Here is a 24,284-nt window from a genome sequence, read left to right as displayed (position 1 = left end):
TTATTTGTTCCGTTTACTACTTTACAACTAGAACCAAGCTTCTGGGATGATTACGATATCACCAGGCAACATATCGACATTTTTTGAGATATCGCCATCTCTAATCAAATCGTCAATATTTATTTCGAAGGTTTTTTGTTTCCCATTAACAACTCTGACTAATTTCGCATTATTTCCATCTGCGAATTCAGTAAGCCCGCCTACTGCTATCATCAAGTCAAGGAGTGTCATGTGCTCCGAATAACTCACTGCACTGGGATTTGTGGCTTCACCAATCACGCGAACTTGTTCGCTAAGAGGACCACTAAAGTTGTTTACACTTACCGTAACTCTAGGGTTATTTATATATGTGGAAAGTTGCTCTTCAATCTCTCTAGCAAGCATTGTTGGTGTTCTGCCTGCAACGTCGATATCTTCAACTAGTGATGTAGTAACTTTACCATCGGGACGAACGATAAAGTTACCTGAGACTTCAGGGTTACGCCAAACAAAGATTGTCAACGAATCGCCAGGACCGATAAGGTATTGGTAATCGTTCACATCGGTAGTTAGAGAAGGTCGAGTAGTTGCTTCAGGTAAAACCCCAGTGTTACTACAACCGTTGATACCTATGAATAAAAGTGGTGCACAGCATGTTAGTAGCGTTCTAAAGCGGTACATAAGAGATCATCCTACACTCATTATGGTTAATAGTTGGCTTTTGTCGTTTACCCTACGGGAAATGTCACTATAATGCCAATATCAATTCTAGTCTATTGGAATAAATCCCTTTATGATGGGAAAAACGCCGTAGTTTTAGGGGGCCAGGGGTGGCAGTAAACAAGCGCAATCAAAATAAACGCTCAAATATACTAGTAATAACAGAAGCGTTGCTAATTGCTTACATGGGCTATATTTCTCATTTTATCCTTACACAGATTGGCATGTCACCAAATGTAGCGGTGGAAAAGCTGATTATAAATGTGGGGATGCTTACCGTTTCAATTTTACTATGCTCGCTATCAGTTGGCTTATATGAAGCGAAATTACGAGAAACCTTTCGGGGTATAATCCGTCGTATATTTGTAAGTGTTGGCCTGAGCTATTTTTTAGTCGAAGTGTTAAGTCGTGCATTTTTTGACGACTTGGTCATGGATTCTTACTTTCTGCCAGCATCTGTTAGCTCAATAATAATTACCTTAGTTGTTTTCAGGTATTTTACAAACCGCCTGGGATTATTAGGTTTAGGGAAAGTGCGTATATTGGTTTTAGGAGCCGGAGAGAGAGCTTCAATTATTGAAAAGCGTATGCGTAGAGATGTTGACCGAATAGGGTTTGAATTAGTTGGTTTTATTCCTATTCCGGGTGACAACCGCGAAGACGGTATAAAGAAAGAAAAGATAATCCACTTAAAAGTGGATGAGAGCTTTCAGCAGTTTATTGCAGACAATGAAATTGAAGAGATAGTTATTGCCTGCGACCAACGTCGAGGAACACTTCCGGTAGAAGTGCTTTTCGACTGTAGGCTTAGAGGTATTGAAGTTACTGAACTTTTGGATTTCATGGAAAGGGAAACAGGGCAAATCGTAGTGAATCTCATGTACCCGAGCTGGGTCATCTATTCCAACGGTTTCCAAAGCCAAAACTACTTGCGAGATGCGCTGGATTATACGCTTAATGCTATATTAGCCTTTTTTATCTTTCTCTTCGTCTGGCCAATCATGCTTGTTACAGCGCTCATTATTTATTGCGATGATGGAAGGCGTACAGGTGTGTCCGTTTTTTATAAGCAAGAGAGAGTAGGTTTAAATGGAAAGCTTTTTAAAATAATCAAATTCCGAAGTATGCGACCTGACGCCGAAAAAGATGGAGCTAAATGGGCTAGCCAGAATGATGACCGCGTTACCCGCATTGGCCACTTCATTAGAAAGTACCGCGTAGACGAATTACCACAGCTTTTAAATGTATTTAAAGGCGAAATGGCATTTATCGGACCTCGCCCAGAGCGCCCGCAGTTTGTTGAACAACTTGTGCGCGAAGTACCGTATTACAACCAAAGACATAATGTTAAACCGGGTTTAGCAGGGTGGGCTCAGCTCAATTATCCCTACGGCGCTAGCGTAGAGGACTCTATGGAAAAATTGAAGTTCGACTTATATTACGTAAAGCACCAAAGTTTACTGTTAGATATTTTAATTTTAATTCGTACAGTTGAAATTGTGCTTTTTGGGAAAGGGCGATAACTATGAAGCTAGACAATCGCCTAAATGCGATGACAGTGGATGTTGAAGATTACTTTCAGGTTTCTGCTTTTGAAGGGGTTATTGATAGAAAGGATTGGGATAGCATAAGCCTGCGGGTGGGGGATAATACCCACAGATTACTCGATTTATTTGCTGAGAATGATGTAAAAGCCACCTTTTTTACCTTAGGTTGGGTGGCAAAGCGCTGTCCAGACGTCATAAAACGATTGGTTAATGAAGGCCATGAATTAGCCAGTCACGGCTTAGCGCATAAGCGCGCGACTACGATGTCTCGCGAGCAATTGTTTAGTGACGTTGCCGAAAGTAAAGCCATATTGGAAGATATTTCAGGCGTGAAAGTGATTGGTTATCGCGCGCCCAGCTTCTCAGTGAATGACACAAATACGTGGGTTTACGAAGTACTTAAAGAGCAGGGCTTTGTCTACTCATCGAGTACGTATCCCATAGAGCATGATTTATATGGCGTGCCTGAATGGCCCAGATTTAAATATGACAGGCCAGAGGGAATCGTTGAAATTCCAATTCCTACATTGCGCAAAAATAACGCTAATACCGGTATAGGAGGAGGTGGTTACTTTAGGTTATACCCTTATCGCTTATCCAAAAAGCGTATCCAGCGTTTTATGAATGAAGAGCCCCATCCTTATAACTTTTATTTCCATCCTTGGGAAATAGATCCAGAACAACCCGCAATAAAGTCAGCGCCTCTGCGTTCTAAATTTAGGCATTACGTCAATTTATCTCGCATGGAAGGTAAAGTAGTAAAATTACTCAATGACTATAAGTGGGGTACCATGAAAGAAGCTTATGGTATTTCTCAAGCGTAACGTGGCAAGCGCCAAATGATTATTGACGTGTTGGTTCAAGGATGTATTAGACTGTGAAAGATGATTCAAACAAAGACGCTTCACTGCCCTTATCCTCAAAACACGAAGAAGGCTTTAATAATAAGGCACTTATTCCTCTAGTATGGCAAAGTTGTCTTTTATTCTTGCTCTGGGGGATTTTTTGTTGGCAAGGTCTAGTTACTGTTGTCGATATTTGGTGGGGCAATGAGATATTCAATCACGGGTTCTTTATTGTTCCTGGTGCCTTTTATCTCATATATTTACAAAGAAAAAGGTTACTGAATACTCCCATTAAACCTTCTTTACTTTCCCTAACCTTAATATTACCGAGTCTGTTTCTGTATGTGGTTGGTGTAGCAGGTGATATTCGCCTTTTTATGCATCTAGCTACCTTTACACTTTTACCCTCACTTATTTGGTTCTTGTTGGGTACTCAAGCCACACGGGTTATTCTCTTCCCACTTTGCTTCATGCTATTTAGTGTACCTGTAGGAGAGCAGTTAATACCTTACTTACAGGAAATAGCCGCAGATGGCTCGGTAGCCTTATTAAATTTGACGGGTATTCCCTTATATAGAAGCGGGCTTTACATTGAAATTCCCCAGGGACGCTTCCTCGTAGCAGAGGCTTGCTCAGGTGTAAGTTTCTTTATTGCCAGTTTTGTCATTGGCAGCCTATATGCCTACCTTAATCTAAATTCGGCAAAAAGAAGAACTACCTTTGTACTTATTTCCCTTATTTTTCCTATTCTCGCTAATATCGTGCGCGTGTACGGCATTATTCTTATCGCTTATTGGACAGATATGGAGTACGCGGCAGGTGCTGACCATTTAATATATGGCTGGTTCTTCTTTGCCTTTGTGATTGTGTGCTTATTGGGGTTAGGTGAGTTGATGAGGAAGAAGCAGTCTTCAAGCACCCCAACACCGCATACGCTCATTGAGCTAGCGATAGAATGGAAAAAAGTGAGTGGTGTAGCACTTTTACTAGTCGCAAGTATAACCTGGGTTTTTTGGGTCATTAAGAATACCGCGTCAATTGGTGGCGTGGACCAGCCTATTTTTAATCAACTGCCAAAAAACTGGTATTGTGATAAATACGATCCATGGAAACCGTTATTGCAACAGCCTACCCGTTTAACCTCTCAAGGTATAAAAGTATCAGGTACATGCTCTACAGTTGTTCACGCTTGGTTCAATGACGTGGACGGCGAACTCGTTAGCTCGTTACATCGCTTGTTTTCCCCCAATGACTGGTCGAGAGTCGAGGCTATTTCTGTGGCTATCCCTGAAGGAGAAGTAGAGATGGTATCGGGTGTTAAGATTGCTAACCCCACAGGGTCTACTCGCTATGTTTCCTCATGGTATCTTATTAACGGGAAGGTATTTAACAACGAGGTCAAAGCAAAACTGTACCAAGTTTATTTATCGTTGCAAGGAAAGCCAACATCAGGTGGATTAGTTATTGTATCGAGCCCCTCAATGGCGTCGCTTTCCTTCACAGTAAACGTACTGATGAAGTCGTTTTCAGCGCCTGGCGCTCCGATACGCGATTAGTATCTGTGTTTGTTTCGTTTAAAATTCTAATGCGCAGTGAATTGATATGAAAAAAGTCTTAAAAAAACTGTTTGATGGGATGATAATGGGCTTAGGGTTCAGTTTATTTTGTCTTGTTATTGCCGCTATAGTTTTCTTTTTCTTTATCGACTTTAATACAAAAGCGAGCATCGTTTCTAAGTTGCAAGAGAAAGGGCTTGTCGAAGAGGTTGTACAAGGACCTGATAAATCAGCATCAATAGTTAAGCGGGTTTATCTTTCTCCTCCCCTTCCTACACCGGCAGGTTATAAGGAAGTTTGGGTAAGCAATGACAGCGAGTTTCTTCAAGCGATGAAGCAAGCCAATAGGACAGGCTACACTGCCATCGTGCTTGAAGATGGCATCTATAATATCAACAATACTATTTATATCACCGCCGAGCATATTATGGTGAAGTCTGCCACTGGCAACCCTTATGATGTTGTACTTAAGGGGACAGGAATGGTAAAAAGCGGTCGCGTAAAAGGCATTTTTCGCGTTAACGCAAATTACTTTACGTTGGACGGCGTTACCCTTACCGATGTACCCAACCATTTAGTTCAAGTCGCTGGCGAAATTAATGCCAGTTACCCGCATTTTCGTCATGTGATTTTTCAGGATGCATACGAGCAGTTGTTAAAGGTGTCCTACAATTATAAAACTCAGAAGTCCCAAGATAACAAGTCTTTAGGAGGCATTGTTGATGGGTGTATTTTTCAATATACACGAGGTATTGGCCCCAATTTTTATATCGGTGGTGTCGATGCGTTAGGCGCGGAGAACTGGGTAGTAAAAGACAGTATTTTTAGAGATATTGCTAGTCCTAGTGACCGTATAGCCCAATATGCTGTGCACTTTTGGGATAATGCTGACAATAATATCGTTACAGACAATATTTTTATTGATAATGATCGTGCTATAGGGTTTGGTATGAGGCTTCCAAACAGAGGTATACGTTACGCACACAAAGGGGGGGTTGCAAAGAATAATGTTATTTATCATACCAATAATGGCGACCCTTTTGCTGATGTCGGTATCATGGCGGAGGGGAATATAGGTTTGACTGTCGCCGACAACATAATATTTCAGATGCATCCCTATGAAAATGCTATTGAGTATCGCTGGGACAACTCTGACGGGATTGATATTAGCGGTAACATGGTAAATAAACGCATACAAGGGCGGGATGGCGCTGTTGCTAGTTTGAATTCAAATATGGAGATGTTGACGCTAGAGCAATTTCTTATTGAATTCCACAAAAAATCCGACTTACTCAACGTTATTGATTACAAACATCCTGTTGAAGGACGACAATAAATAAAATGAAAAACGTGCTGCTTTTAACAGAAAACTTCCCACCTATTGAAGGGGGGAGCGGGCGCTGGTTTTGGGAACTGTATTCAAGGCTTCCTAAAGACAACGTGACCATTGTTACGCATGACCTCGAAGGAGGGTGTGAATTTGATAAATCTCACGATCTCCACGTAATACGCACACCGCTAGCCAATCCTGAATGGGGGATTAAAAGTATTTCGGGGTTGCGGTTTTATTTCGCCAACGTGAGAAAATTGGTGAAGTTAGTCAAGCAGCATAGTATCGATGAAATTCATTGCGGCAGAGTTATTCACGAAGGGATAACCGCGTGGATTGTTAAACTGCTGACAGGAACGCCATACCGTTGCTTCGTACACGGTGAAGATGTTGAAACTGCGGCAACCAGTAGAGAGCAATCACTGCTTGTAAAGCAAGTCTGTAAACACGCTACCTCTTTAATTTGCAATAGCTACAATTCCCAACGTCTTGTGGCCTCTTTAGGTTTTTCTGATACCGATAAATGTGACGTACTCCACCCAGGTGTGGATACAAGTACGTTTAAACCTGCTCCCGCGAATAATGAAATAAGGCAAAGATTCGGCTGGGCTAAGGAATCGCTTGTATTGTTAACGGTAGGCCGCTTGCAAAAAAGAAAAGGGCAAGATTTTCTCATAGAAGCGATGCCTAGACTTCTCGAAAAAGTACCTCAGCTTCAGTATGTTATTGTCGGCAGAGGCGATGAACTCGAAAATTTGCGACATCTTGTAGAAAAGCACAAGCTACAAGAGAGTGTATTCATTCATACTAACTTTGACGATACCGATTTAATTAACGCTTACCAACAGTGCAATGTGTTTATTTTGCCTAATCGAACGATTCAAAATGATATTGAGGGCTTTGGCATGGTTTTAGTTGAGGCTCAAGCGTGCGGAAAGCCAGTGATCGCGGGAGACTCTGGAGGGACGTCTGAAACACTCCAAGCGGGTGAAACAGGGTTTATTATTGATTGTTCATCACCACAAGCTATAGAGACGGCGTTACCAATTGCATTAAAAAATTGCGCATTATTGCAGAACAACAATATCAGCACACACACACAGCATATGTTTAGTTGGGAAACGCATAAAGAAAAATTTGTTTCCTTATTAGCTTCGCCAGAGTGACAGGTAAAAAATATTGTAAAGGCCATTGCAAATAAAAATTGAGTGCGCTTTTTTAGTGGTTAAATTAAAACTAGTGGGTCTACTTTCTATTAAACGGGAGCTTTTTGGTGAAAAAGACGCTTTTGATGCATGTTCATGCGACCAGTCAAAATAAAGGGGATCATGCACTACTAATATCTCTTTTGAAATTGCTAAAAAGTAATGTGGAAGTTATAGATGTTTGTACTCAATCAGAGTCTCATGAAAATGTCGTAGAGTATTTAAATATCAAAAACATGGGCAGCGCTTCTAATTTTTTTGCTTTTTTACTGGCATTGAGAAAATCAGACGCGCTCATCCTTGGCGGGGGAGATGTCATTACCGCTTCAAATAACTTGTTATTACTTGCGATGGCTAGGATAACCCACACGCCTACTTTTTTTGTTGGTGCTGGGGTAAATTTGAAACATGTAAGCAAGTTGGGAATGCTATTCCTTAAATACAGCCTTCCTAATGTAGCACTCGCATTTATTCGAGATTCGAATAGCGCAAAAAAATTAATTGAGTTAGGTCTTAATCAGTCGCAACTTACCGAAGTATCCGATTTAACATTTGCCCATGGCGCAAAATTACTAACTCCTCAATATCGAAATTGTACACTGGATTTGCCAGATAAATTCATCGCTATGTCGATTAGATCGCCTGAATTTAATTCAAGCAAATGGGGAACAAAAGAATATAAAAATATCGCGGTAACTCTTGACAGAATAATCTCTACGTACGGAATGAATGTAGTATTTGTATCGATGGCAGACGAATACAATACGGTGTCTAAGGTTGGAAATAGTCCTGATGAAATTGCAGATACTTACATTTGCGAAATTATACAATCTCATATGACGAACAAAAATAGCACGCAAATCATCACCAGTGCAGTTTCTTTAGATGAGGTTATGTCAATTTTCGATAAAGCTCACATGGCGATTTGTTGTAGGTTACATGCCATGATATTTTCTACCCTTGTCGCTACTCCGTTCATCGGTCTGACATACAACTTGAAATCTGAGTCATATCTTAGTGATGCGGGCATAAGTGATTGTGGTCTCCCTTTACAAGAATTGACCGCTGAGGGACTCTATTCGAAATTCGACAAAATAATGGGTAATTATGATCTCGCCGTTGAACAAACTCAAAAGGCTTGTGATTTCTTTAAAGATAAGGCGACAAGCTATGGGCGGCTCAGTGAACTTATCGTACAACGAAAGCCGCGGTCTCGATGGAGACTTTTACATCCTAAACTCTGGATTCTGTATACCATTAACTTTCTGTATGAAATTTATACTAAATTGACTCGGTGATATTGCATAATTTTTAATGTGCGCTTCTTTGTTCAAACAAATTTTAGTTAATTAACTACTTGAAGCAACAAGCACTCTAGCCTCCAATGCGAAGGAATAGTTAACTTATGATGAAACTCATGTTTCTTGTGCCAGATGCAGACATCCAATCCGGTGGGCATCTCGCCCAAATTCGGTTTTACGACTTATGTAAAAACTTCACTGAAGCTGAGATAATCACATACCGAACTCCGGATGAACGGTACAGGAATTTAGATGACATCTTTACTTCAGATAACACGCTTTCTAGTTGTATTTTTGTTATTCATTGGGGGCCTCATGTAACCGACCTAGCAAAAAGACTTCGTTCTAGAGGCCTAAAAGTCGTTTATTTTGCTCATAGTACCGGCTGGGATTTAGAACTTGATGATGGCGTGCCCATTGTTTGCGTGAGCAAGAATACTCAAGCTATTCGTGGACGACTGAATCCAAGAAACCCTATTTTCACCGTACCCAATGTGCTTGATTCAGAGTTTTACGCTGATGATACGGAAAAAGATATTGATGTATTTATTCAAAAACGAAAGTCTTCTGATTATCTAATAAATACATTAGCGCCGGAACTCAGTAAGCACTGCAATGTCGTTGTGTTGGATGAATGGGTAGAGTCGCTATCTCCATATTTTCGTCGTTCGAAAGTTTACCTGTATGATTCGGTAGGTCATTGGGTTCGCATGAAGACGACTGAGGGGTTTGGCTTACCCCCCCTTGAAGCATTAGCTTGCGGGTGTATTGTTTACTCCAGTATCAACGATGCATTGTCTGATTATCTTGATCCAGGTTTTAACTCTGGGCAGGTTGGTGTTTATTCTGTTGCATATGATGTAAAGCAAATTCTCAATTCGCTTGAAACAGGTACACCAATTCCTAGTGATTATTCATTTTTAGACATATATCGCGAGCGTAGTGTTGAAGTTCGACTTAATGAGGTATTCAAAAAAATAGAAGATTTCTTTTCTTTAACAGACGGGAGTGAAGCGGATGTACCTCACATTGATTTGATGACAGAAGAGCATTCTTTATTAGGGCGTTTAATAAGAATTATCATGCCCAATGCCGTCAAATCAAAAATCAAGAAAATACTTAAAGAATACAAGGGTAATTAGACATACCTTAAAAAATCGCCTATCTGGATTGGGGGCTATGACGTCTATGTGGCTTTGTGGGGAGGGAAACTTCCTCCTAAACTGAGACGGTCTCATCTGCTTCCAGACCTGGCTAGTGACTACAGGACGTTAAACAGTTTGCCATTTGTACTTTTCGCCATTAAATTTAACCCAATCTTCTATCGAATTTCCTTTCAAAAGTAAAAACGTGCAAAATTTCAGATGAGTTAAGGAGTGGTGAGCTCGACCTAGCGGCTTCTTGCGTGTCACAACCCTTACCAGCTCAATCATGATTTGTTTAACTAAGTATTTCCAAGCTGCTTGAATACCGGCGTGCTTGAGCTGTAGATATGTCTGGCTGCTCAACCATACTCTCGTGTAGAGAATGTTTTTCTCACGTTGACTAGTTCTCCAAGTTACCCCAGCGTCGTGCGTTATTCCTGAATTTTGTGCAACAGAAGTAGATAAGTTTAACTTTCTGACTCTTAAGCATAGGTCGGTGTCTTCACCCCAAAGGAAAAAATTTTCATCCCAACCTGACAAGCCTTCAAACACACTTCGTCTAAATACGTAAAGACAGCCAATGACTTTGTCTGAAGTATTTTGAATCGTTACATTTGAAGCCTTTCCGAGGCTATTGGAAGTATCAATCGACAATAATCCAATTGACTCATTACGTTTCGTTATGTCAACCAACTCTTTAATTTGAGCAAAGGTTGAATGAATGTCTGGGTTGCAGAAAACTAAGATGTCAGTGTTTGCATTTTTTGCTCCCAAGTTACATGCGCGGGCGTATCCACAGTTTGTATCTGGATACAACACTCGGCAGTAGCGGAGTATTGCAGGAGAAGTTATCACTCCGCTGTTGGATACGACAATGACTTCGAAATTGTCGGTATGTTTCTCTATACAGAGTAAACTGAGCAAGTTTTCTATTTGTTTTTCTGAGTAATAATTAACTACAATCATTGAGAACAGCACTTCTATATACTCCTTCTTAGCTTATTGCATATTTCGTTACGCAGAAACGACGGGCTACTATCTTTGATGTTAAACAAAGATATCAGATAGGAGTGTTTACTCGCGAGCATTTTACGCGATAGGAATTCATTTATTGGTAAAATTAGAGTATTCATAAAGGTATCTTATTTTCGACTGGCGATTTTATTTCGGATAGAAATTGTGAAAGTCATTTTCTTTCTGATTTGAAAGCTAGTGCTTCTTGCTCATTAAATCACTGACAGAAAAATATAACTTTTTATCCTTGAATGATTTTTTGACTAAGGCTGCGTGGATCAGTTGCCTTGTATATTGATAGATAAACTTAGTGGAATTTTTGAGTGTTCTTTTTAGTTTACCTGTATCCAGATTGTAGTCTGGCCAGTACTTACTAGTATAAGCGCTCCCAGAGACATTCTGGCTAGTGTTAATTACCCAGTATACGGCGAAAAAAGGCACTTTTTCTATTTTTACATTACTCCCGACATATCGCCAAAACCACTCCATATGATCACCAAAAAAGAGTGCTACAGTATCTTTACCGAAGGCGTTGATTATATCTTCTTTAGTTTTCATTGAGTCTAAACATTCTAATTCGTGAGCGAACTCTTTTTTTAAAAATTCAGTGCTGTAAGCAACAGTGCTTCCACAAAATCGAAATAGACCATGACAGGGCTTTAATTTTTTGTTGCGGTAATCAATTATGTATCCTTTGTCTACATAACAAATGTCACTGGTATTGTTCTCGTAATAGAGAATCAGGTTTTCATTTATCCAATCATCACAATCTACGAAGAAAGTGAAATGAAGATTGTCTGGCAATGAGGAGGTAAACCCACTTATGAGCCTGCACCCTTTATCTGTCATAAATATATTATAATTGTGACTAGTTCTATGGCCCGCTTGCTCCCCCTTTCGCAAAGGCGGTAAAAAGTCTACTTCAATTAAAGCATATTTATCATTGTTTAAGTGCTTATTTAAAATGGCTTTTACTTTTGGATGGTGGTTCGAAACACAGTAATACTTAAAGTTTCCTTTTAAATTGGCGATAGACTTTACTTGAAGTTCGAACATCGTCAAAACGACATCAAAATCTTTATAGGCCAGAGGGTTGCCGATAGCCGTTATTATTGCAACACTATTTTTACTCATATATTTTTAGCTTTTTTTATTTTTTACGCTAAGCGTTATCGGTCTCTTTAATAAAACGATAAAACTGAATACGAGAAGCAATATAGGAATTATCCATTTTAAAGGGTAAGCCAGTTTTTCAAAGTAGTACTTTTTAGTAATAAAATGCTTGCTTCCATTCCATCGGGTAACGCCTTTCTCGGCAATATTGGTGGCAATCAATTTCTCACCATCGTTTGTGCGACCTAATTGTGACCGAAATGCTCTAACCATCTCATCTGGATGTTTGCGATAATAGTCAATCCCACGTTCTAGAAATACGCCAAAATCTCCATCGAGTAAATAAAAATGGCCGTCTATCTGCGCTTCTACCATGACATGGCCAGGCGTAGTAAGGATTTCGTTTTGAATTCCCTGCTCATTTAGAAGTGATGAAATTGTCATAGATGCGTCACCACATATGCCTATGCCTCGTTCAATACTTTTACGTGGATTACTAAAGTGATACCTCTCGAATTCGGGGATATTACTGACGTGACCCATCGCAAAAAGAATGAAGTTCTCCCATAGGGGAACCCGTTGATTAAACTTATCTGGTTCGTAGCGTTCCCAATCAACGTGGGCGACACCATCTGCGTATACATGGGTTAGGCGTCTAGCGTATTCTAGTTTACTTTCGTTTTTTCGACGCTCGATTTGCTCAAGTAGTTGGTTACTATCTAGTGTAACGTCGTATTCTCCAAACCGCAAAACGTCTGGAGACAGTCCTTGAGGTCTCAAACTTTGTGTCAGCCCATATAGGTTTACGCCTAGCAGAAAAAAGGCCATGGCAAATGAAAAATACGCAAGAATTCTGATTTTAGCGTTGTAGTGCATTTTACTCGTTTACCCCAAATTTTTTGACGATATAGGGAGTGGAAAGCATGATTGATTTTAGTCTCATTATGGCATTTCTTTTGAGCTTACGTGCAAACGAGCCATTTACTTGGCGACTAATATTCTCTCCATTATCCCTAACATACATAACTAATCGTTTTTGGGGCACAACAAAAGCGATGCCTGATTTATCCAAGTAGTCTCTCATGTTCACGTGACCTATATGTTTAAACAGAAAGCGTCCGTTTTGTTCGCGTTCTTGTTCTAGCAGTTGCCGGGATAAAATAGCGCTTGAGCCACAGTAAGTACTAAAGGATGTTGTTTTGTTAACTAGCCTACTGGAAAGGTAATAAAAATAGCCGTTCTCGATGATATAGTTTGGTTGATTAAGTGCTCCGAGGGTTCTTACGAAGTCCTTGTGAAGTAAGTCGTCGGCGTCAAGTGGAAACAAATGGGTAACGTCGTCATACTTATCTAAAAGATATGCATACCCCCTTTGAATTTTTGCGCATCTATCTTTTTCAAATTTTTCTTGGTTCTTTGAGGAATTATTACAAAGTATTGGTGGCGCAATTTCATCAAAGTTAACGAAATCAATATTTTCAAATAACTTCGTATTATTTGTTAAATAGTGAGGGCTGTCATGGCCTACTACGCAAGCATAATAGTGTGAATCTGTTTGTTGCCTGATGGATTCAAGTGTTTTGAAAAGGCTGTCTTCGACGATTTTCCAATTACCTGCAACTTTCTTGGCCTTTAACGGTATTACGATAGCGATTTTCAATTTATTGCTCCTTATTGAGAGCTAACTTTCTTAGAACTGGCAGGCATGCGCGATTGATGAGGTTATAGATATATGCCCATTCCCGATTAGTGCCTTTAAGCATAAAAAGAAATACTGCCATATTCGTCAAAAATGTGCCCACGAAAACCGTTCCACTTATTAGTAGAGCCAATAATGAATTCTCAAATGAGGGGACTTTGCTACAGATAAATACTGAGAAAAAGCAGGAAAAGATAACAGGTAAATGTATTACAAGCATGCGAAACGTACTGCCCATACCATTATACTTTGTACTTACGTAGATGAGGTAAGTAATGCTGGCTATTGCCTCAACCCACACCTTGGCTTTTGCAAATTGGATAACACTGTCAAACTTAACTGTTACTAAAATGGCAATTAGGAAGGTCATGGACAACAACTCATACACTGCAGCGATTTTCGTTTGACCGTAAACATAAACGGCTCTATTGCTATGATGAAAAATTAAATAGGAAGGGATGATTAAGCTGAGAACGCCGAGTAGGGGGGAAAAAGACGACCAATTTTCCCCTAGTAATACATCTACTACGATTACACTGTAGTAAAAAAGGAATACAGTTATGGGTAGGGCTAAACTCATTACTAACAATAATGTTACGTTAAATTGCGTAGCAAAATGACTTGGGTTGTTTTTTATTTTAGAAAGCTCAACTAGAAGCGGGCGCGTGGCAGGCTCAAGTACATGAGAGCAAGGGATGTAGGCGAGATACTTCATCGTGTGGTAACTGCCTAAAGCGGACTGGGAAAACAATGAGCTCACAAATAGCGTATCAAATTGTGTCCTTATGTACCCTAATAATGATTGAGGCATTACCCACATTGAAAATCGCCATTGTCGTTTTGCATTGACGAGAACGAGTTTAGGTCTAAAGGTATGAATATAGTAAGAGACGGCGAGGAAAAATATTGCGCTCGTTAATTGTGCAAGTAATATTGCCCAATAATTTTGCAATACAATGGCCATAGTAATAGAAACGGCAACCGAAAGGCATTTCGCGATAAGCCCCCATTTAACAATTTTTCCATATTGTTGTTCGCGTTTAAGTAACCATAGTCCAGGGTTGCGTAAACAGTTTAATACGGTTAAACCAGCCAGTACGTATATGATGTTGAATAGGCGGGGGTCTTCATAATAATCGACGATAAATGGCGCTAGAAGTACGACGAGAGCCGAAAAAGTTACTCGAAAAATCAAATTTATAGTGAAGCTGGTGTTGACGACATCGTTGTCGACATGTTCTGCACTTAGTATATATTGCTGACTTCCTGTGTCGGATAATACTTCAGCCAGGTAGATGCAAAGCGTTGCCATGGCAATTATGCCAAAGTCTTCTGGCACGAGAAAACGGGCTAGAACAAGAGTACTTGCTAAACCGATAAGCTTCTGTATAAAAGATTCAGAAACCAGTAAAAAACTAGCAATAGCACTTTTTTTCGCGTTACTCATTTCTTCTTATGCTCTTTTGACTAGCTTGTTCAAGCGCTTCTTGACTAAAAGTGTTTTAAACCAAGACAGGTTAACCGTATGGAACTTGATGTTTTCTGCTATTTTTTGATTTATTTCACCCATGTCGCTAGGCCACTCGTTGACGGACACCGCATCTAGATAGGTTTCCTGAAGTTTTCCTAGCTCATATCGAGCAATTCGATTGAAGTAAAGCTTTATATCACTTTGACGGAACGGTGATAAACTCTCGAAGTAATACCCCACATCGTCAATATAGGTGGTTCTGTTCGGAAGATTATAATTAAAAAATTGTAGATCAGTATTTACGGCTTTTGTTAAAAACGAATCGATCCAATTTAGCCCCTTGGGTAAATAAAAATTATCTTCTTTTATACGATTGATAAAGCTACCTTTCATGCCATAAAGGTTACCAAAAAAACATGCCCTTTCTTTAACTAAACTTCGGTAGAACTGTAAATTTCGTCCAGATTGCGGCATGCCCGCAATGACGACTGTTTGTTCATCTTTCGCCATGAGGTGATCAAACATAAGCGGGAAACTATTCGAAGTAAAGTTTACATCGGCGTCTACGAAAAAATGCGCATCAGTTTCATTTTCGATATTATGCATGTACATATTCCATGCATTGCACTTGTCTCCTTCCTCGATCTCAATGATACTCAGATTATCGAATTGAAGATTCTTCTTTGTTTTTTCGGCAATGGGAATCGTAGCGTCACTGCAGCCATTAGCAAGAATATAGAAGGTATGAAGCCGACTATCTACATTATGGTAAACACTGGTTATTGAGGCTTCAATGTTGCTTTGTTCGTTATAGGCAAACATGATGATATTGTATTTGTTATTCACCCACTTTCTCCGTTTCTGCCTCTGTCGCCAATATATAGTTGGCGCTTATCAATGCGAGTAAAAAATAAAAGGGCTCAAATATAATGAGATCCAAAAATATAGCACCTACAAAAAAACCGAGTAACGCTGCTGCACAACTGCGATTAATGTAGTGAAAAGTCGAGCCAAATTCGGTGGAATCTCTTACTTTTTTGTATTGTCTAAATGAGGCGAAAAAGAATGAAATGAAGACCAAGCCTGTCAATAACCCCGTATTGGCAGAAAAGTTGAAAAACGTATTATGTGCAACGTGAGGTGACTCGCCGGGGAAATGGGTAGCAGATGCTATTTGAAACCGTTGTGGACCTGCGCCGAAAATGGGGTATTTGCCGATCAGTTTTGCCCCAATTTTCCAAGAAACAAGCCTAGGATTCAACGGCTCTTCAGAATTAGTTTGTGCTGCCGAGACAGTGTTTTTAGTGCGATCTAATAGTGCCCCGCCTTGAGCGATGATAATGGTTAAGAAGCCTAAAACCAACGCTTTGTTTAGTACTTTTGACTTCATTAACGAAGCGGCAAATAAGGTGAGTACGCCAGCACTGAGCAAGGCGCCGCGAGAAGCAAAAAGAATAAGTGCGTGCCACATTAGTGGTAAGCTAAGTATCATTAATACTTGAAGCCATTTCTGTTTAAAGTGTTGGATACCAAATAATACAAAAGGCATGCAAACAATTAAAACGATGGATAACGCATTACCATCCCCATATGGACTACCACGAGGACCATTTAGGCGCCCATTTTTAAATTGTGACCAGTTATTCGATAAATAATGGTCGTTTGCCCAATAGGTGTAGTAGATGCCCACCAGAACAAGAACGTATGCGAACCATTTGAGCGACTTTTCATTGTTAATCAGCCCAAGAACAATAAAGTACATGATGACAATCGTATTCATGGTACCTAATACAATTTCAGCACCGATACCAGCATAGTAGTAACTGAATGGAGAAAAGAAATTAGATAAGTGCATCCATGCCCAAATGAGTACTATGCCTTTAAATTGCCAAGTTTTATACACCTGCCAGTTTATGTTGCCTCTGCTTAGCTCGATACCCCATGCGAGTATTGCCAAGGCTGCAGTGATTTTAAATATTGGTATAGATTCAAAGCTCCAGAACCACACATATTGAGGCTGTAAAATTGAAACAAGCGTGTAGGCTACCGCGGAGGCCCAAGGTGCGCTAGAAAGCAAAAATAAACTTACCAACAACCCTAATATAGTGAGGAGTCTAATCATTGTTTAAGCTCAAATATGCGTCTTGATAATGTGTGTTCATTATTTGTTCGGAAAAATGCGCTTCAAATCGTCTTTTTGCGTTAAGTGATAGCGTCGAATAGCCATTTGAGAGAAGATTATTTATGCCTTGAGCAAAACTGTTCGCGTCATCATTTGGCGTTACTACACCGGTTTCACCATTTAGCACAATTTCTGCGTTCCCACCTGCATCAGTTACCACGCAAGGCTTGCTCAACGACATGGCCTCTAGAAGCGTCATCGATGTTCCCTCGCTTAGTGATGATAAAAGAAAAATATCCATAAGTGCGAGAAAGTGTGTCGGTGAACTTTGATAGCCCGTGAGAATGATATTGTTACCTATATTTAATTCGCGAATGACCTTTTCGATATTATCTCTTTCTTCTCCATCACCAACCATAATCAAGGTGGTATTCGGGTGAGACACTAGTACGACTGAAAAAGCCTCAAGCATCATTTGGTGATTTTTTATAGGATCAAATCGTGCAATGGTGCCTAATATCTTGTTTTCTCTCGGTATCCCTAACGTGTCTCTTAGCGTAAGCACTTGTTGGTGATCACGTTCTAATGGATGAATGCCATTGTATATTGTTTGAATTTTTGATGCCGGGATTGATTCAAATTCAGTTAGCGCTCGCTTTGTGGCGTTGGAAATTGATGTAATTTTGTCCGTTAGAGACACTAATAAAGGGTTTACCAATTTTCGTTTCCAGCTTGCCGAGTCAGGGTAGAAACGACCGTGCTCAGTAAATATAACTTTGGTTTTTGTAAAGCATGTTGCTAATGCGCCGTAGACCCAAGGCGTGTACTGATGGCAATGAACAATATCGATGTTATTCTCTCTCACATATTGCCGTATATTCTTTATTAGTGAGATATCAAACCCTGGCGAGCGCTGTGTGCTGGTAATGGGTATGCCTTTTTGTTGAAGTTCATTTCCCCAAGGGCCTAAGGGAGATTCAATACAGAATACTGACATTTCAAAAAACGAGTCTCGCATGCCTTCTATAATATTGCGAATGACCATTTCCGTTCCGCCAATTCTCATATCAAACGTAATATGCACAATTTTAAGCATTATTTGGTTAGCCCTTCAGTCTTGGGGAACAGTGGTTCTATGTTCATTCTAGGCTTTGACAACGAGAAATACTTCCTCGCATTCATAAAAGGTGTTTCAATTAAACGATACAGTACTTCAGCGCCAACTAGCGTTATAAGAAGGGCGATTGAATAATAAACAATGAAGTTTACATTTTCGCTGAAGAAGCGCTGGGTGATGACCAGCGCATCTACGTGTAACAGGTACATGGCATATGAGCGAGTTGAAATGTGTATAACAAGCTTGCTCGTCGCTTCGTTAAACTTAAGTTGATTAGAGTCTGACCATATTATCCAAATGCCAAACAACGCGGCGAGGAACAATTTACTGGGTTCCGGCACATTCCATTGCTTGTTGTACCATGCAACAAAGAAAAAGAAGTACGTAGCCAATGCAAGTGGGAAACCCCATTTACTGCCTGTACTGAATGTCAGCCAAAGGCGTTTGTAACTGTGTTTTAGGTAAGCGAGGAAAATGCCCATTGCACAGCAATCTAAACGGACGTGAGTTTGGTTTAATGATTGATAGAGGTCAAAATAACGGAACAGTGAAGGGGCGAATAAAAGAGCGCAAAGAATCGTACCTTGCACCATTCTAGAAAAACGAAATGTGAAAACCAAAAGTGGTGCAATCAACAAATAAAACTGTTCTTCCAGTGCCAGCGACCAGCTGATGTAAAAAAACTGCAGATCGACTTGGTAGTTTTGGAGAAATACGAGATGTAACCAAGGAAAATTGAAGTTCTCTTTCGTTAAATACTGTTGAAAGAGGGTGAGGAACAAGACCGCGTAGTAAGCTGGCATTGTCCGCATCCAACGTCTCACCCAAAAACGCCATACCTGAATATTGCCAAATGTGGATTGTTCTTTAAAAAGTTGTGTGCCTATTAACCATCCGGAGAGCACAAAAAAAAGGTCGACGCCAGTACCACCAAATTGAAGAGGGTAAAGATATGCTGGAGAACCAAAACTATTGACGGTATGACCCGTAAACACCAGCATAATAGCCAGCGCTCTAAGGCAGTCTAAAGCAAAATTACGCTGCATATTTTTCATACCACATTTGATACATCAACATGCTCCACAGTACTATGCCATGATCAGCTTTGCTTGTTTGATGCTCTTCCCAAAGTTTGTTTATAACACCGCGTTCAAATATGTCGCAAAGCCCGCGCTGTGAACCAATAATTTGAGATTCAGACAGTGATTTCAGCTCACCTCTAAACCACTCATCCAACGGCGTGCTAAACCCCATTTTCTTTCTATACAGCAGCGAATCAGGAATAAAGGGCTTAAACACTTTTTTAAGTAAATACTTCTTCTCACCGTCTCTATATTTTTGTGAAGAGGGCAGGGTAGCGGCAAACTCTGCAACTTGGTAGTCGAGAATAGGCGCCCTTACTTCAAGCGAGTTTGCCATGCTCATGCGGTCAACCTTTACTAAGATATCGCCTGTCATGTAGGTCTTAATATCAGTGTAAAGAATTTTGCTTAAATGGTCTGGACCGTCGGCTTTGTTATACATGTCTAGGGTATATTGACTGGGATGGTAACCAGCCAGTTCTTTTGCTAGATCGGCTTTGACTAGGCTTTGCCACATTTCGTCAGTCATCATACTGTTAGTGATATAAAAGCCCATAGCCGGTTCATGAGACAAGCTCGTAAGCAACGATTTGGCTTTTTTCCCGACCGTACCTGGCACTTTCCCAGCTAACTTGGCTAAATGTGGAAAAACGGATTTTCTTACCGCTTCGGGGAATTTGCTTCTTAGCTTGTTCTCAACATCATCTATTGTGTACTTTTCGTAGCCAGCAAACATCTCATCGCCCCCGTCTCCTGCAAGGGCGACCGTCACTGCCTTTCTTGCCAATTCTGAAACGAAGAAAGTTGGCACAAGTGAAGGGTCAGCAAAAGGCTCATCAAAAAAGCTCACGATATGTTCTAGTCTGTCGCTGACGTTTTGGTGAACGGTAAATTCATGGTGCTCTGTTTCGTATTTTTCAGCTATTTCACGGGCGAAATCTGCTTCGTTAAAGTCTTTATTATCAAACCCGATGGTACAGGTCTTCACAGGTGTTTCGCTAGCCTCGGCCATCATTGCGACAACACCCGAGCTATCTACACCGCCGCTTAAGAAAGCCCCAAGCGGAACATCACTTACCATTCTTTGCTTAGTTACTTTTTCAAGTAAGGTCTTTAACTGAACTTTATTGGCATCTTCACTGGCACTTGTCGTGTTTTTAAAGCTCAAATCCCAATATTCATGAATGCTGAAACCGTCTTTATTAAGCATTAAATAATGAGCAGGTGGTAACTTGTGAATGTGCTTAAAAATACTCTTTGGGTCGGGAACGTATTGATATGCAAAGAAGTCATATACAGCGTCTAAGCGAATTTCTCTTGGAATGTTCTCCAGCGCCAATATAGCTTTAATCTCAGAGCCAAACGCAAATCGACCATTATCATTAAAATAGTAAAGGGGTTTTTTACCCAATCGATCTCGTGCAATGAACAATTCTTGCTTGTTTTTGTCCCACAGAGCAAAGGCAAACATTCCGTTTAGTTTATCTAAACACTCGGTTCCTTCGCGTGCATATAGCTCTAAAATAACTTCGGTATCTGTATGGCTTTTAAATGTAACACCGTCGTTTTCAAGCTCGGCTCGCAATTCAAGGAAGTTGTAGATCTCGCCATTAAAAACAATAACCAAGTCACCCTCTTTCGAGTACATGGGCTGATTGCCTGCTTCTGAGAGATCAAGAATACTCAGCCGCCTATGACAAAGGCCGATATGATCATCAATATACATGCCGCTGGCATCCGGGCCTCTGTGATGAATAGCCTTGTGCATAGCCTCTAATAAAGTTTCACCGCCTTCGTTGAAATTAAAAAGGCTAAATCCTGCAATGCCACACATGAATGGTTATCCCTACAAACTGATATAAGGTCGAAGAATTGACCCAGTTACAATGGTAAATTTTAAGGGAAGTTCACGCCAAATATTTTCGGCTATTTCTCTTACCCTGCTTGAGCCTGACTTAGCGTCGCTTTTAGCGTCTATCAACTCATTGTTTTTATCAAAACTCTGCCAGTTAAGCAGTTGAGGTTCTGCGCCCCATTGTTTTTTAAATTTATATGTGCCTTCTTCAAAGGTTGAGCGGCCAAAGTCAAAAACTTTCACGCCATTGTCGGCGCAATGGGAAAGCAAAGACCAATACAACAACATATTAGGAGCAAGGCGATTGAAGTCACGAAGTGTTGAGGCCCATGGAATAGAAGCGTTGTCACCCGATTTTATGATAACGCCACCACCAATAGGCTGGCCATCGTGATAAACCACGCTAATTAAACTACTTTGGCCGTAACTTTTTATAATCGCCTTAAACCATTTTTCAGCGTGAACAGGAGAGCCAAGATCTCTCATGTTTTGAGCATATACGTTGTAGAAATCACTTACTAGTACGTTCGATGTGCCTAACTCAAAGGTAAGCCCATTTTTTTCCGCCTTCCTTATTTGGCTGCGTAATTTAGATTTGAAACTTGATAACAGTATTTCACTTGACTCAGGCAGTGGCAAAAGCATACGTACTTTTTTGTTCTCAAACTGGATTTTGTCTAAAGGTGATTGTTCTATACCTCTAATTTCCAATTTTTTTCCTGTTACGTTTCGCATCTGCGCAGCAAGAAGCGCATGCATGTCATTTAACACCTTGTCGTTGTCGGCTAAGCCATAGCCTACATCGCAATAAGGTAAAGAACATATTTGCTTGCCCAGCAAAGGTATATTCATTAAAACAGCAGGGAAAACACCAACAACTTGCCCCGTATTAGCACATGTGGCAATAACGCCAAGCATTGAATGATCGTAAGCGGCCTTTACCGCTTCAAGCCACGCAAACTTGTGATAAGCGGAAGCATTTTTGTGTTGTGATACATAGGCATCCCACAAAGGTTTGTCGCTGGCCGACGCTATTCGTAACTTTGTATTTTGTTGTGCCGTCATTAATTTTGCTCACCTTTAATAACACCGCTTGAAGCGCTGCGGTTACTTAAATGCACCTTGGCTTCTGAGATAGTGCAAAATTTAACATTGGCATTTTTCACTAAGTGTTGAGTAACAACCTCAATGCGCTGACATATTGTTTCAAATGCATTTGCCCCATCTAAAAGGCCCGTTGCTCCGTCGATTAAACTAGAGCTGTGTAAGTACATATGAATAACGGGTTGTTTTTTCTGAATGCTTTGGTCGACTAACGCAAGCATGTCTTCGATTTCGGTAAGCTCTGGACTCAAATAAATCTTTCTTAAAAGTTTACTGTGCCAAAGCAGACCGACAGATTTAACCCAATTAAAAGGCGGTTTAGATAGTCGATTATGAATGCGTTCACCAAGAGAGAAGTTTTGAATATTAAACCCTGCGGTAACAGGGATCTCAAGCAGTTGACGCTGCTCTCCAGGAGCCAGTGCGTTGTCAAACGAAGGCCAATAAGGCGATTCTGGTGCACCTAGGCAGCTAAAATAGTCGTTCCTGTAAAAAGGATAAACGCTTGAATCTACTACATAGCCTCTTGATGCAAGTAATCTAAGCATTTTGGCACTTACGCCCCATCGCCCGCTTCTAAAGGACTGTGGGCGAACGCCTATTTCGTCGTGTAAAAGGGCGTTTAGTGCATCGAGTTTTTGCTCTACTTGCTCTAAAGGAAGGTTTATTACGTGAGATCCCGCTTCGGTTGTCTTACCGAAATAGGGAGGGTTACACCAAGGGTGTAGATGTGCTCCAATCTCCGCGCTGTTAGACTTAGCAAAGGTTCGCAGAGTTTGACTACCAACATTATTGCTTGCAACGGCGTAATCAACAAAATACGTAGGACGGATACCAAGGCTTTCACAGAAAGTTTGAAATGCAGGAAGCTTTTCAACGTTTTCAACCGAACAGTTATGCTGCGGAAACTCTTCGTCCCACTGCCATTCTTCTTCAGTATCAATAGTTAAAACAAATAACACGTCCTGTTTATGCATTTACACTCTCTTTCAGGATTCCTTCGAATAATTCAAGGTATTCATCAGCCATTCTCTTAGCAGAGAAATTGGCTTCTACAAACGACTTTGAGTTTTGAGCTAGTGAGGTGGCGAGCGCTTTGTCATCTAGCAGTCTTTCCCAGTCTTTCTCAAGCTGCTTGCTGTTGTGAAGAGGAGCCAATAAACCAGACTCGTTGTGTGTTATTAGCTGGTCGATACCCGCAATGTCATAAGCAGACACCGGAATTTCCATGGCGCATGCTTCCATTAAGCAGCGAGGGATGCCTTCAAGCGTCGATGTCATTACGAACAAGTCAAAGTCGCGCAGCAGCTGTAGCCTGTCATTTCTAAAGCCTAAAAAATGAATGTCGCTGGCACTAGCCAGTGTTTTTGAATACGCCTCTAAGCTGGGGCGGTCTTCGCCGTCACCCAGCAGTACTAATTCAATATCTTGACGCTTTTTATATAAAGACTCGAAGCAGTCTAAAATGGCTTTTATATTTTTCCGGCTGATCATTTGGCCCACAAAGCCAATGGTCTTCTTTTCTTTTGGCTTGTCTGTTTTTGTTTGTCTAACGGCTTCTACTTCAGACAAGTCTACGCCATTTTGGATATACTCAAGCTTGTCAGGCGATATATTAAACTTCTCCACATCACTCATTAGTTGTTTAGAAAGTGGAACAACTTTGTCGGCAAAGCGCATCGACTGACATCCTAACCAAATAAAGAGACGGAGTTTCAAGTCGGCAGCATTTTCAAAGCCGTGGGGTGTTACAACACACGGAATACCTGCTTTTCTAGCCGCCACTACGCCCAAAATATCTGACTTATAGCCGTGAGTATGGATAATATCGATATCTTGTTCTTGAATTAAATCCGCCAATTTCGAAACGGCACGCAGGTCAAAACGACCCTGCATAGGAATGTGGTGAGTTTTTCCTATCGCTTTGAACTGTTTTACTAGCTCTAGCTCTTCTGTACCCGGCTCTAAGGTAACAACAAGTTCACTCGAAACACTATCTGGCAAATGCTTTGATAACGCTAACACCCATCTTTCTGCACCGTAGAAACCGGTTGAACAAATAAACTGTAAAACTTTCAT

Annotated in this window: 21 protein-coding genes; 7 read left to right on the top strand and 14 right to left on the bottom strand. The window is 40.6% G+C overall.

From position 1 onward, the window contains the following. Positions 1-27 precede the first annotated feature (27 nt). A complete protein-coding gene (locus RJ41_RS06125; protein ID WP_039218290.1) occupies positions 28-660 on the bottom strand; it encodes an XrtA/PEP-CTERM system exopolysaccharide export protein in 633 nt (210 codons plus the stop codon). Between the two features lie 149 nt (positions 661-809). Here RJ41_RS06125 and RJ41_RS06120 point away from each other — a divergent pair, with 149 nt between their 5' ends. The 7 genes from RJ41_RS06120 (at position 810) to RJ41_RS06090 (ending at position 9,625) form a co-directional block, all read left to right on the top strand. After that, positions 810-2,222 (top strand): TIGR03013 family XrtA/PEP-CTERM system glycosyltransferase, encoded by a 1,413-nt coding sequence (locus tag RJ41_RS06120; protein WP_039218287.1) that lies wholly within the window; start codon positions 810-812, stop codon positions 2,220-2,222. 2 nt (positions 2,223-2,224) lie between these two features. After that, positions 2,225-3,070: an XrtA system polysaccharide deacetylase gene (locus RJ41_RS06115; protein WP_039218285.1), complete on the top strand. Its 846-nt coding sequence runs from the start codon at positions 2,225-2,227 to the stop codon at positions 3,068-3,070. 53 nt (positions 3,071-3,123) lie between these two features. Next, positions 3,124-4,647: an exosortase A gene (gene xrtA / locus RJ41_RS06110; RefSeq protein ID WP_052235416.1), complete on the top strand. Its 1,524-nt coding sequence runs from the start codon at positions 3,124-3,126 to the stop codon at positions 4,645-4,647. Between the two features lie 46 nt (positions 4,648-4,693). Continuing rightward, positions 4,694-5,983 carry a right-handed parallel beta-helix repeat-containing protein gene (locus RJ41_RS06105; RefSeq protein ID WP_052235415.1) on the top strand — a complete coding sequence of 430 codons (1,290 nt, stop codon included), beginning with the start codon at positions 4,694-4,696 and terminating at the stop codon, positions 5,981-5,983. 5 nt (positions 5,984-5,988) lie between these two features. Next, a complete protein-coding gene (locus tag RJ41_RS06100; protein ID WP_052235414.1) occupies positions 5,989-7,143 on the top strand; it encodes a glycosyltransferase family 4 protein in 1,155 nt (384 codons plus the stop codon). 107 nt (positions 7,144-7,250) lie between these two features. After that, on the top strand, positions 7,251-8,480 hold the full coding sequence (locus tag RJ41_RS06095) for a polysaccharide pyruvyl transferase family protein (RefSeq protein WP_156964763.1): 1,230 nt from the start codon (positions 7,251-7,253) through the stop codon (positions 8,478-8,480). Between the two features lie 107 nt (positions 8,481-8,587). Next, a complete protein-coding gene (locus tag RJ41_RS06090; protein WP_039218281.1) occupies positions 8,588-9,625 on the top strand; it encodes a glycosyltransferase family protein in 1,038 nt (345 codons plus the stop codon). A 129-nt stretch (positions 9,626-9,754) separates the two neighbouring features. Here RJ41_RS06090 and RJ41_RS06085 read toward each other — a convergent pair whose 3' ends face one another. The 13 genes from RJ41_RS06085 to RJ41_RS06025 all read right to left on the bottom strand — a co-directional run bounded on the left by RJ41_RS06085 (position 9,755) and on the right by RJ41_RS06025 (position 24,284). Then, positions 9,755-10,606, bottom strand: coding sequence for a glycosyltransferase family 2 protein (locus tag RJ41_RS06085; protein WP_156964762.1), 852 nt, complete (start codon positions 10,604-10,606; stop codon positions 9,755-9,757). 231 nt (positions 10,607-10,837) lie between these two features. After that, positions 10,838-11,776: a hypothetical protein gene (locus RJ41_RS06080; RefSeq protein ID WP_039218276.1), complete on the bottom strand. Its 939-nt coding sequence runs from the start codon at positions 11,774-11,776 to the stop codon at positions 10,838-10,840. 6 nt (positions 11,777-11,782) lie between these two features. Next, positions 11,783-12,631 carry a transglutaminase-like domain-containing protein gene (locus tag RJ41_RS06075; protein WP_039218272.1) on the bottom strand — a complete coding sequence of 283 codons (849 nt, stop codon included), beginning with the start codon at positions 12,629-12,631 and terminating at the stop codon, positions 11,783-11,785. Between the two features lies 1 nt (position 12,632). Beyond that, the gene (locus RJ41_RS06070; protein WP_039218269.1) at positions 12,633-13,415 is read right to left on the bottom strand and encodes a hypothetical protein; all 783 of its coding nucleotides are present in this window, start codon (positions 13,413-13,415) and stop codon (positions 12,633-12,635) included. A 1-nt stretch (position 13,416) separates the two neighbouring features. Continuing rightward, a complete protein-coding gene (locus tag RJ41_RS06065) occupies positions 13,417-14,901 on the bottom strand; it encodes an oligosaccharide flippase family protein (protein WP_052235413.1) in 1,485 nt (494 codons plus the stop codon). A 6-nt stretch (positions 14,902-14,907) separates the two neighbouring features. Beyond that, positions 14,908-15,771, bottom strand: a complete 864-nt coding sequence (locus RJ41_RS06060; RefSeq protein WP_039218267.1) for a glycosyltransferase family A protein — start codon at positions 15,769-15,771, stop codon at positions 14,908-14,910. Continuing rightward, positions 15,764-17,047 carry an O-antigen ligase family protein gene (locus RJ41_RS06055; RefSeq protein ID WP_052235412.1) on the bottom strand — a complete coding sequence of 428 codons (1,284 nt, stop codon included), beginning with the start codon at positions 17,045-17,047 and terminating at the stop codon, positions 15,764-15,766. Before RJ41_RS06055 ends, RJ41_RS06060 begins: the two co-directional genes overlap by 8 nt. After that, positions 17,040-18,143 (bottom strand): glycosyltransferase, encoded by a 1,104-nt coding sequence (locus RJ41_RS06050; protein WP_039218264.1) that lies wholly within the window; start codon positions 18,141-18,143, stop codon positions 17,040-17,042. The genes RJ41_RS06055 and RJ41_RS06050 overlap by 8 nt, the downstream gene beginning before the upstream one ends. Continuing rightward, entirely contained in the window at positions 18,143-19,219 is a 1,077-nt protein-coding gene (locus RJ41_RS06045) for an acyltransferase family protein (protein ID WP_052235411.1), read from the bottom strand. Before RJ41_RS06045 ends, RJ41_RS06050 begins: the two co-directional genes overlap by 1 nt. Further along, positions 19,200-21,080, bottom strand: a complete 1,881-nt coding sequence (gene asnB, locus RJ41_RS06040; RefSeq protein WP_039218260.1) for an asparagine synthase (glutamine-hydrolyzing) — start codon at positions 21,078-21,080, stop codon at positions 19,200-19,202. Before asnB ends, RJ41_RS06045 begins: the two co-directional genes overlap by 20 nt. A gap of 12 nt (positions 21,081-21,092) precedes the next feature. After that, on the bottom strand, positions 21,093-22,166 hold the full coding sequence (locus RJ41_RS06035) for a GNAT family N-acetyltransferase (RefSeq protein ID WP_039218258.1): 1,074 nt from the start codon (positions 22,164-22,166) through the stop codon (positions 21,093-21,095). After that, positions 22,166-23,182 carry a polysaccharide deacetylase family protein gene (locus tag RJ41_RS06030; RefSeq protein ID WP_039218255.1) on the bottom strand — a complete coding sequence of 339 codons (1,017 nt, stop codon included), beginning with the start codon at positions 23,180-23,182 and terminating at the stop codon, positions 22,166-22,168. The genes RJ41_RS06035 and RJ41_RS06030 overlap by 1 nt, the downstream gene beginning before the upstream one ends. Then, on the bottom strand, positions 23,175-24,284 hold the full coding sequence (locus RJ41_RS06025) for a glycosyltransferase (RefSeq protein ID WP_039218252.1): 1,110 nt from the start codon (positions 24,282-24,284) through the stop codon (positions 23,175-23,177). The genes RJ41_RS06030 and RJ41_RS06025 overlap by 8 nt, the downstream gene beginning before the upstream one ends.

It is taken from the genome of Alteromonas marina, from assembly GCF_000808575.1.
GTDB lineage: Bacteria > Pseudomonadota > Gammaproteobacteria > Enterobacterales > Alteromonadaceae > Alteromonas > Alteromonas marina_A.
Note: the sequence above shows the minus strand (reverse complement) of the source record. Positions and strands in the feature narration are given on the sequence as shown.

What these genes read in the sequence shown, in the direction of transcription:
- RJ41_RS06125 (WP_039218290.1), bottom strand. Translation starts at nt 660, where the DNA reads ATGTACCGCTTTAGAACGCTACTAACATGCTGTGCACCACTTTTATTC.
- RJ41_RS06115 (WP_039218285.1), top strand. Translation starts at nt 2,225, where the DNA reads ATGAAGCTAGACAATCGCCTAAATGCGATGACAGTGGATGTTGAAGAT.
- RJ41_RS06105 (WP_052235415.1), top strand. Translation starts at nt 4,694, where the DNA reads ATGAAAAAAGTCTTAAAAAAACTGTTTGATGGGATGATAATGGGCTTA.
- RJ41_RS06100 (WP_052235414.1), top strand. Translation starts at nt 5,989, where the DNA reads ATGAAAAACGTGCTGCTTTTAACAGAAAACTTCCCACCTATTGAAGGG.
- RJ41_RS06090 (WP_039218281.1), top strand. Translation starts at nt 8,588, where the DNA reads ATGATGAAACTCATGTTTCTTGTGCCAGATGCAGACATCCAATCCGGT.
- RJ41_RS06080 (WP_039218276.1), bottom strand. Translation starts at nt 11,776, where the DNA reads ATGAGTAAAAATAGTGTTGCAATAATAACGGCTATCGGCAACCCTCTG.
- RJ41_RS06075 (WP_039218272.1), bottom strand. Translation starts at nt 12,631, where the DNA reads ATGCACTACAACGCTAAAATCAGAATTCTTGCGTATTTTTCATTTGCC.
- RJ41_RS06065 (WP_052235413.1), bottom strand. Translation starts at nt 14,901, where the DNA reads ATGAGTAACGCGAAAAAAAGTGCTATTGCTAGTTTTTTACTGGTTTCT.
- RJ41_RS06055 (WP_052235412.1), bottom strand. Translation starts at nt 17,047, where the DNA reads ATGATTAGACTCCTCACTATATTAGGGTTGTTGGTAAGTTTATTTTTG.
- RJ41_RS06050 (WP_039218264.1), bottom strand. Translation starts at nt 18,143, where the DNA reads ATGCTTAAAATTGTGCATATTACGTTTGATATGAGAATTGGCGGAACG.
- RJ41_RS06045 (WP_052235411.1), bottom strand. Translation starts at nt 19,219, where the DNA reads ATGAAAAATATGCAGCGTAATTTTGCTTTAGACTGCCTTAGAGCGCTG.
- asnB (WP_039218260.1), bottom strand. Translation starts at nt 21,080, where the DNA reads ATGTGTGGCATTGCAGGATTTAGCCTTTTTAATTTCAACGAAGGCGGT.
- RJ41_RS06035 (WP_039218258.1), bottom strand. Translation starts at nt 22,166, where the DNA reads ATGACGGCACAACAAAATACAAAGTTACGAATAGCGTCGGCCAGCGAC.
- RJ41_RS06030 (WP_039218255.1), bottom strand. Translation starts at nt 23,182, where the DNA reads ATGCATAAACAGGACGTGTTATTTGTTTTAACTATTGATACTGAAGAA.
- RJ41_RS06025 (WP_039218252.1), bottom strand. Translation starts at nt 24,284, where the DNA reads ATGAAAGTTTTACAGTTTATTTGTTCAACCGGTTTCTACGGTGCAGAA.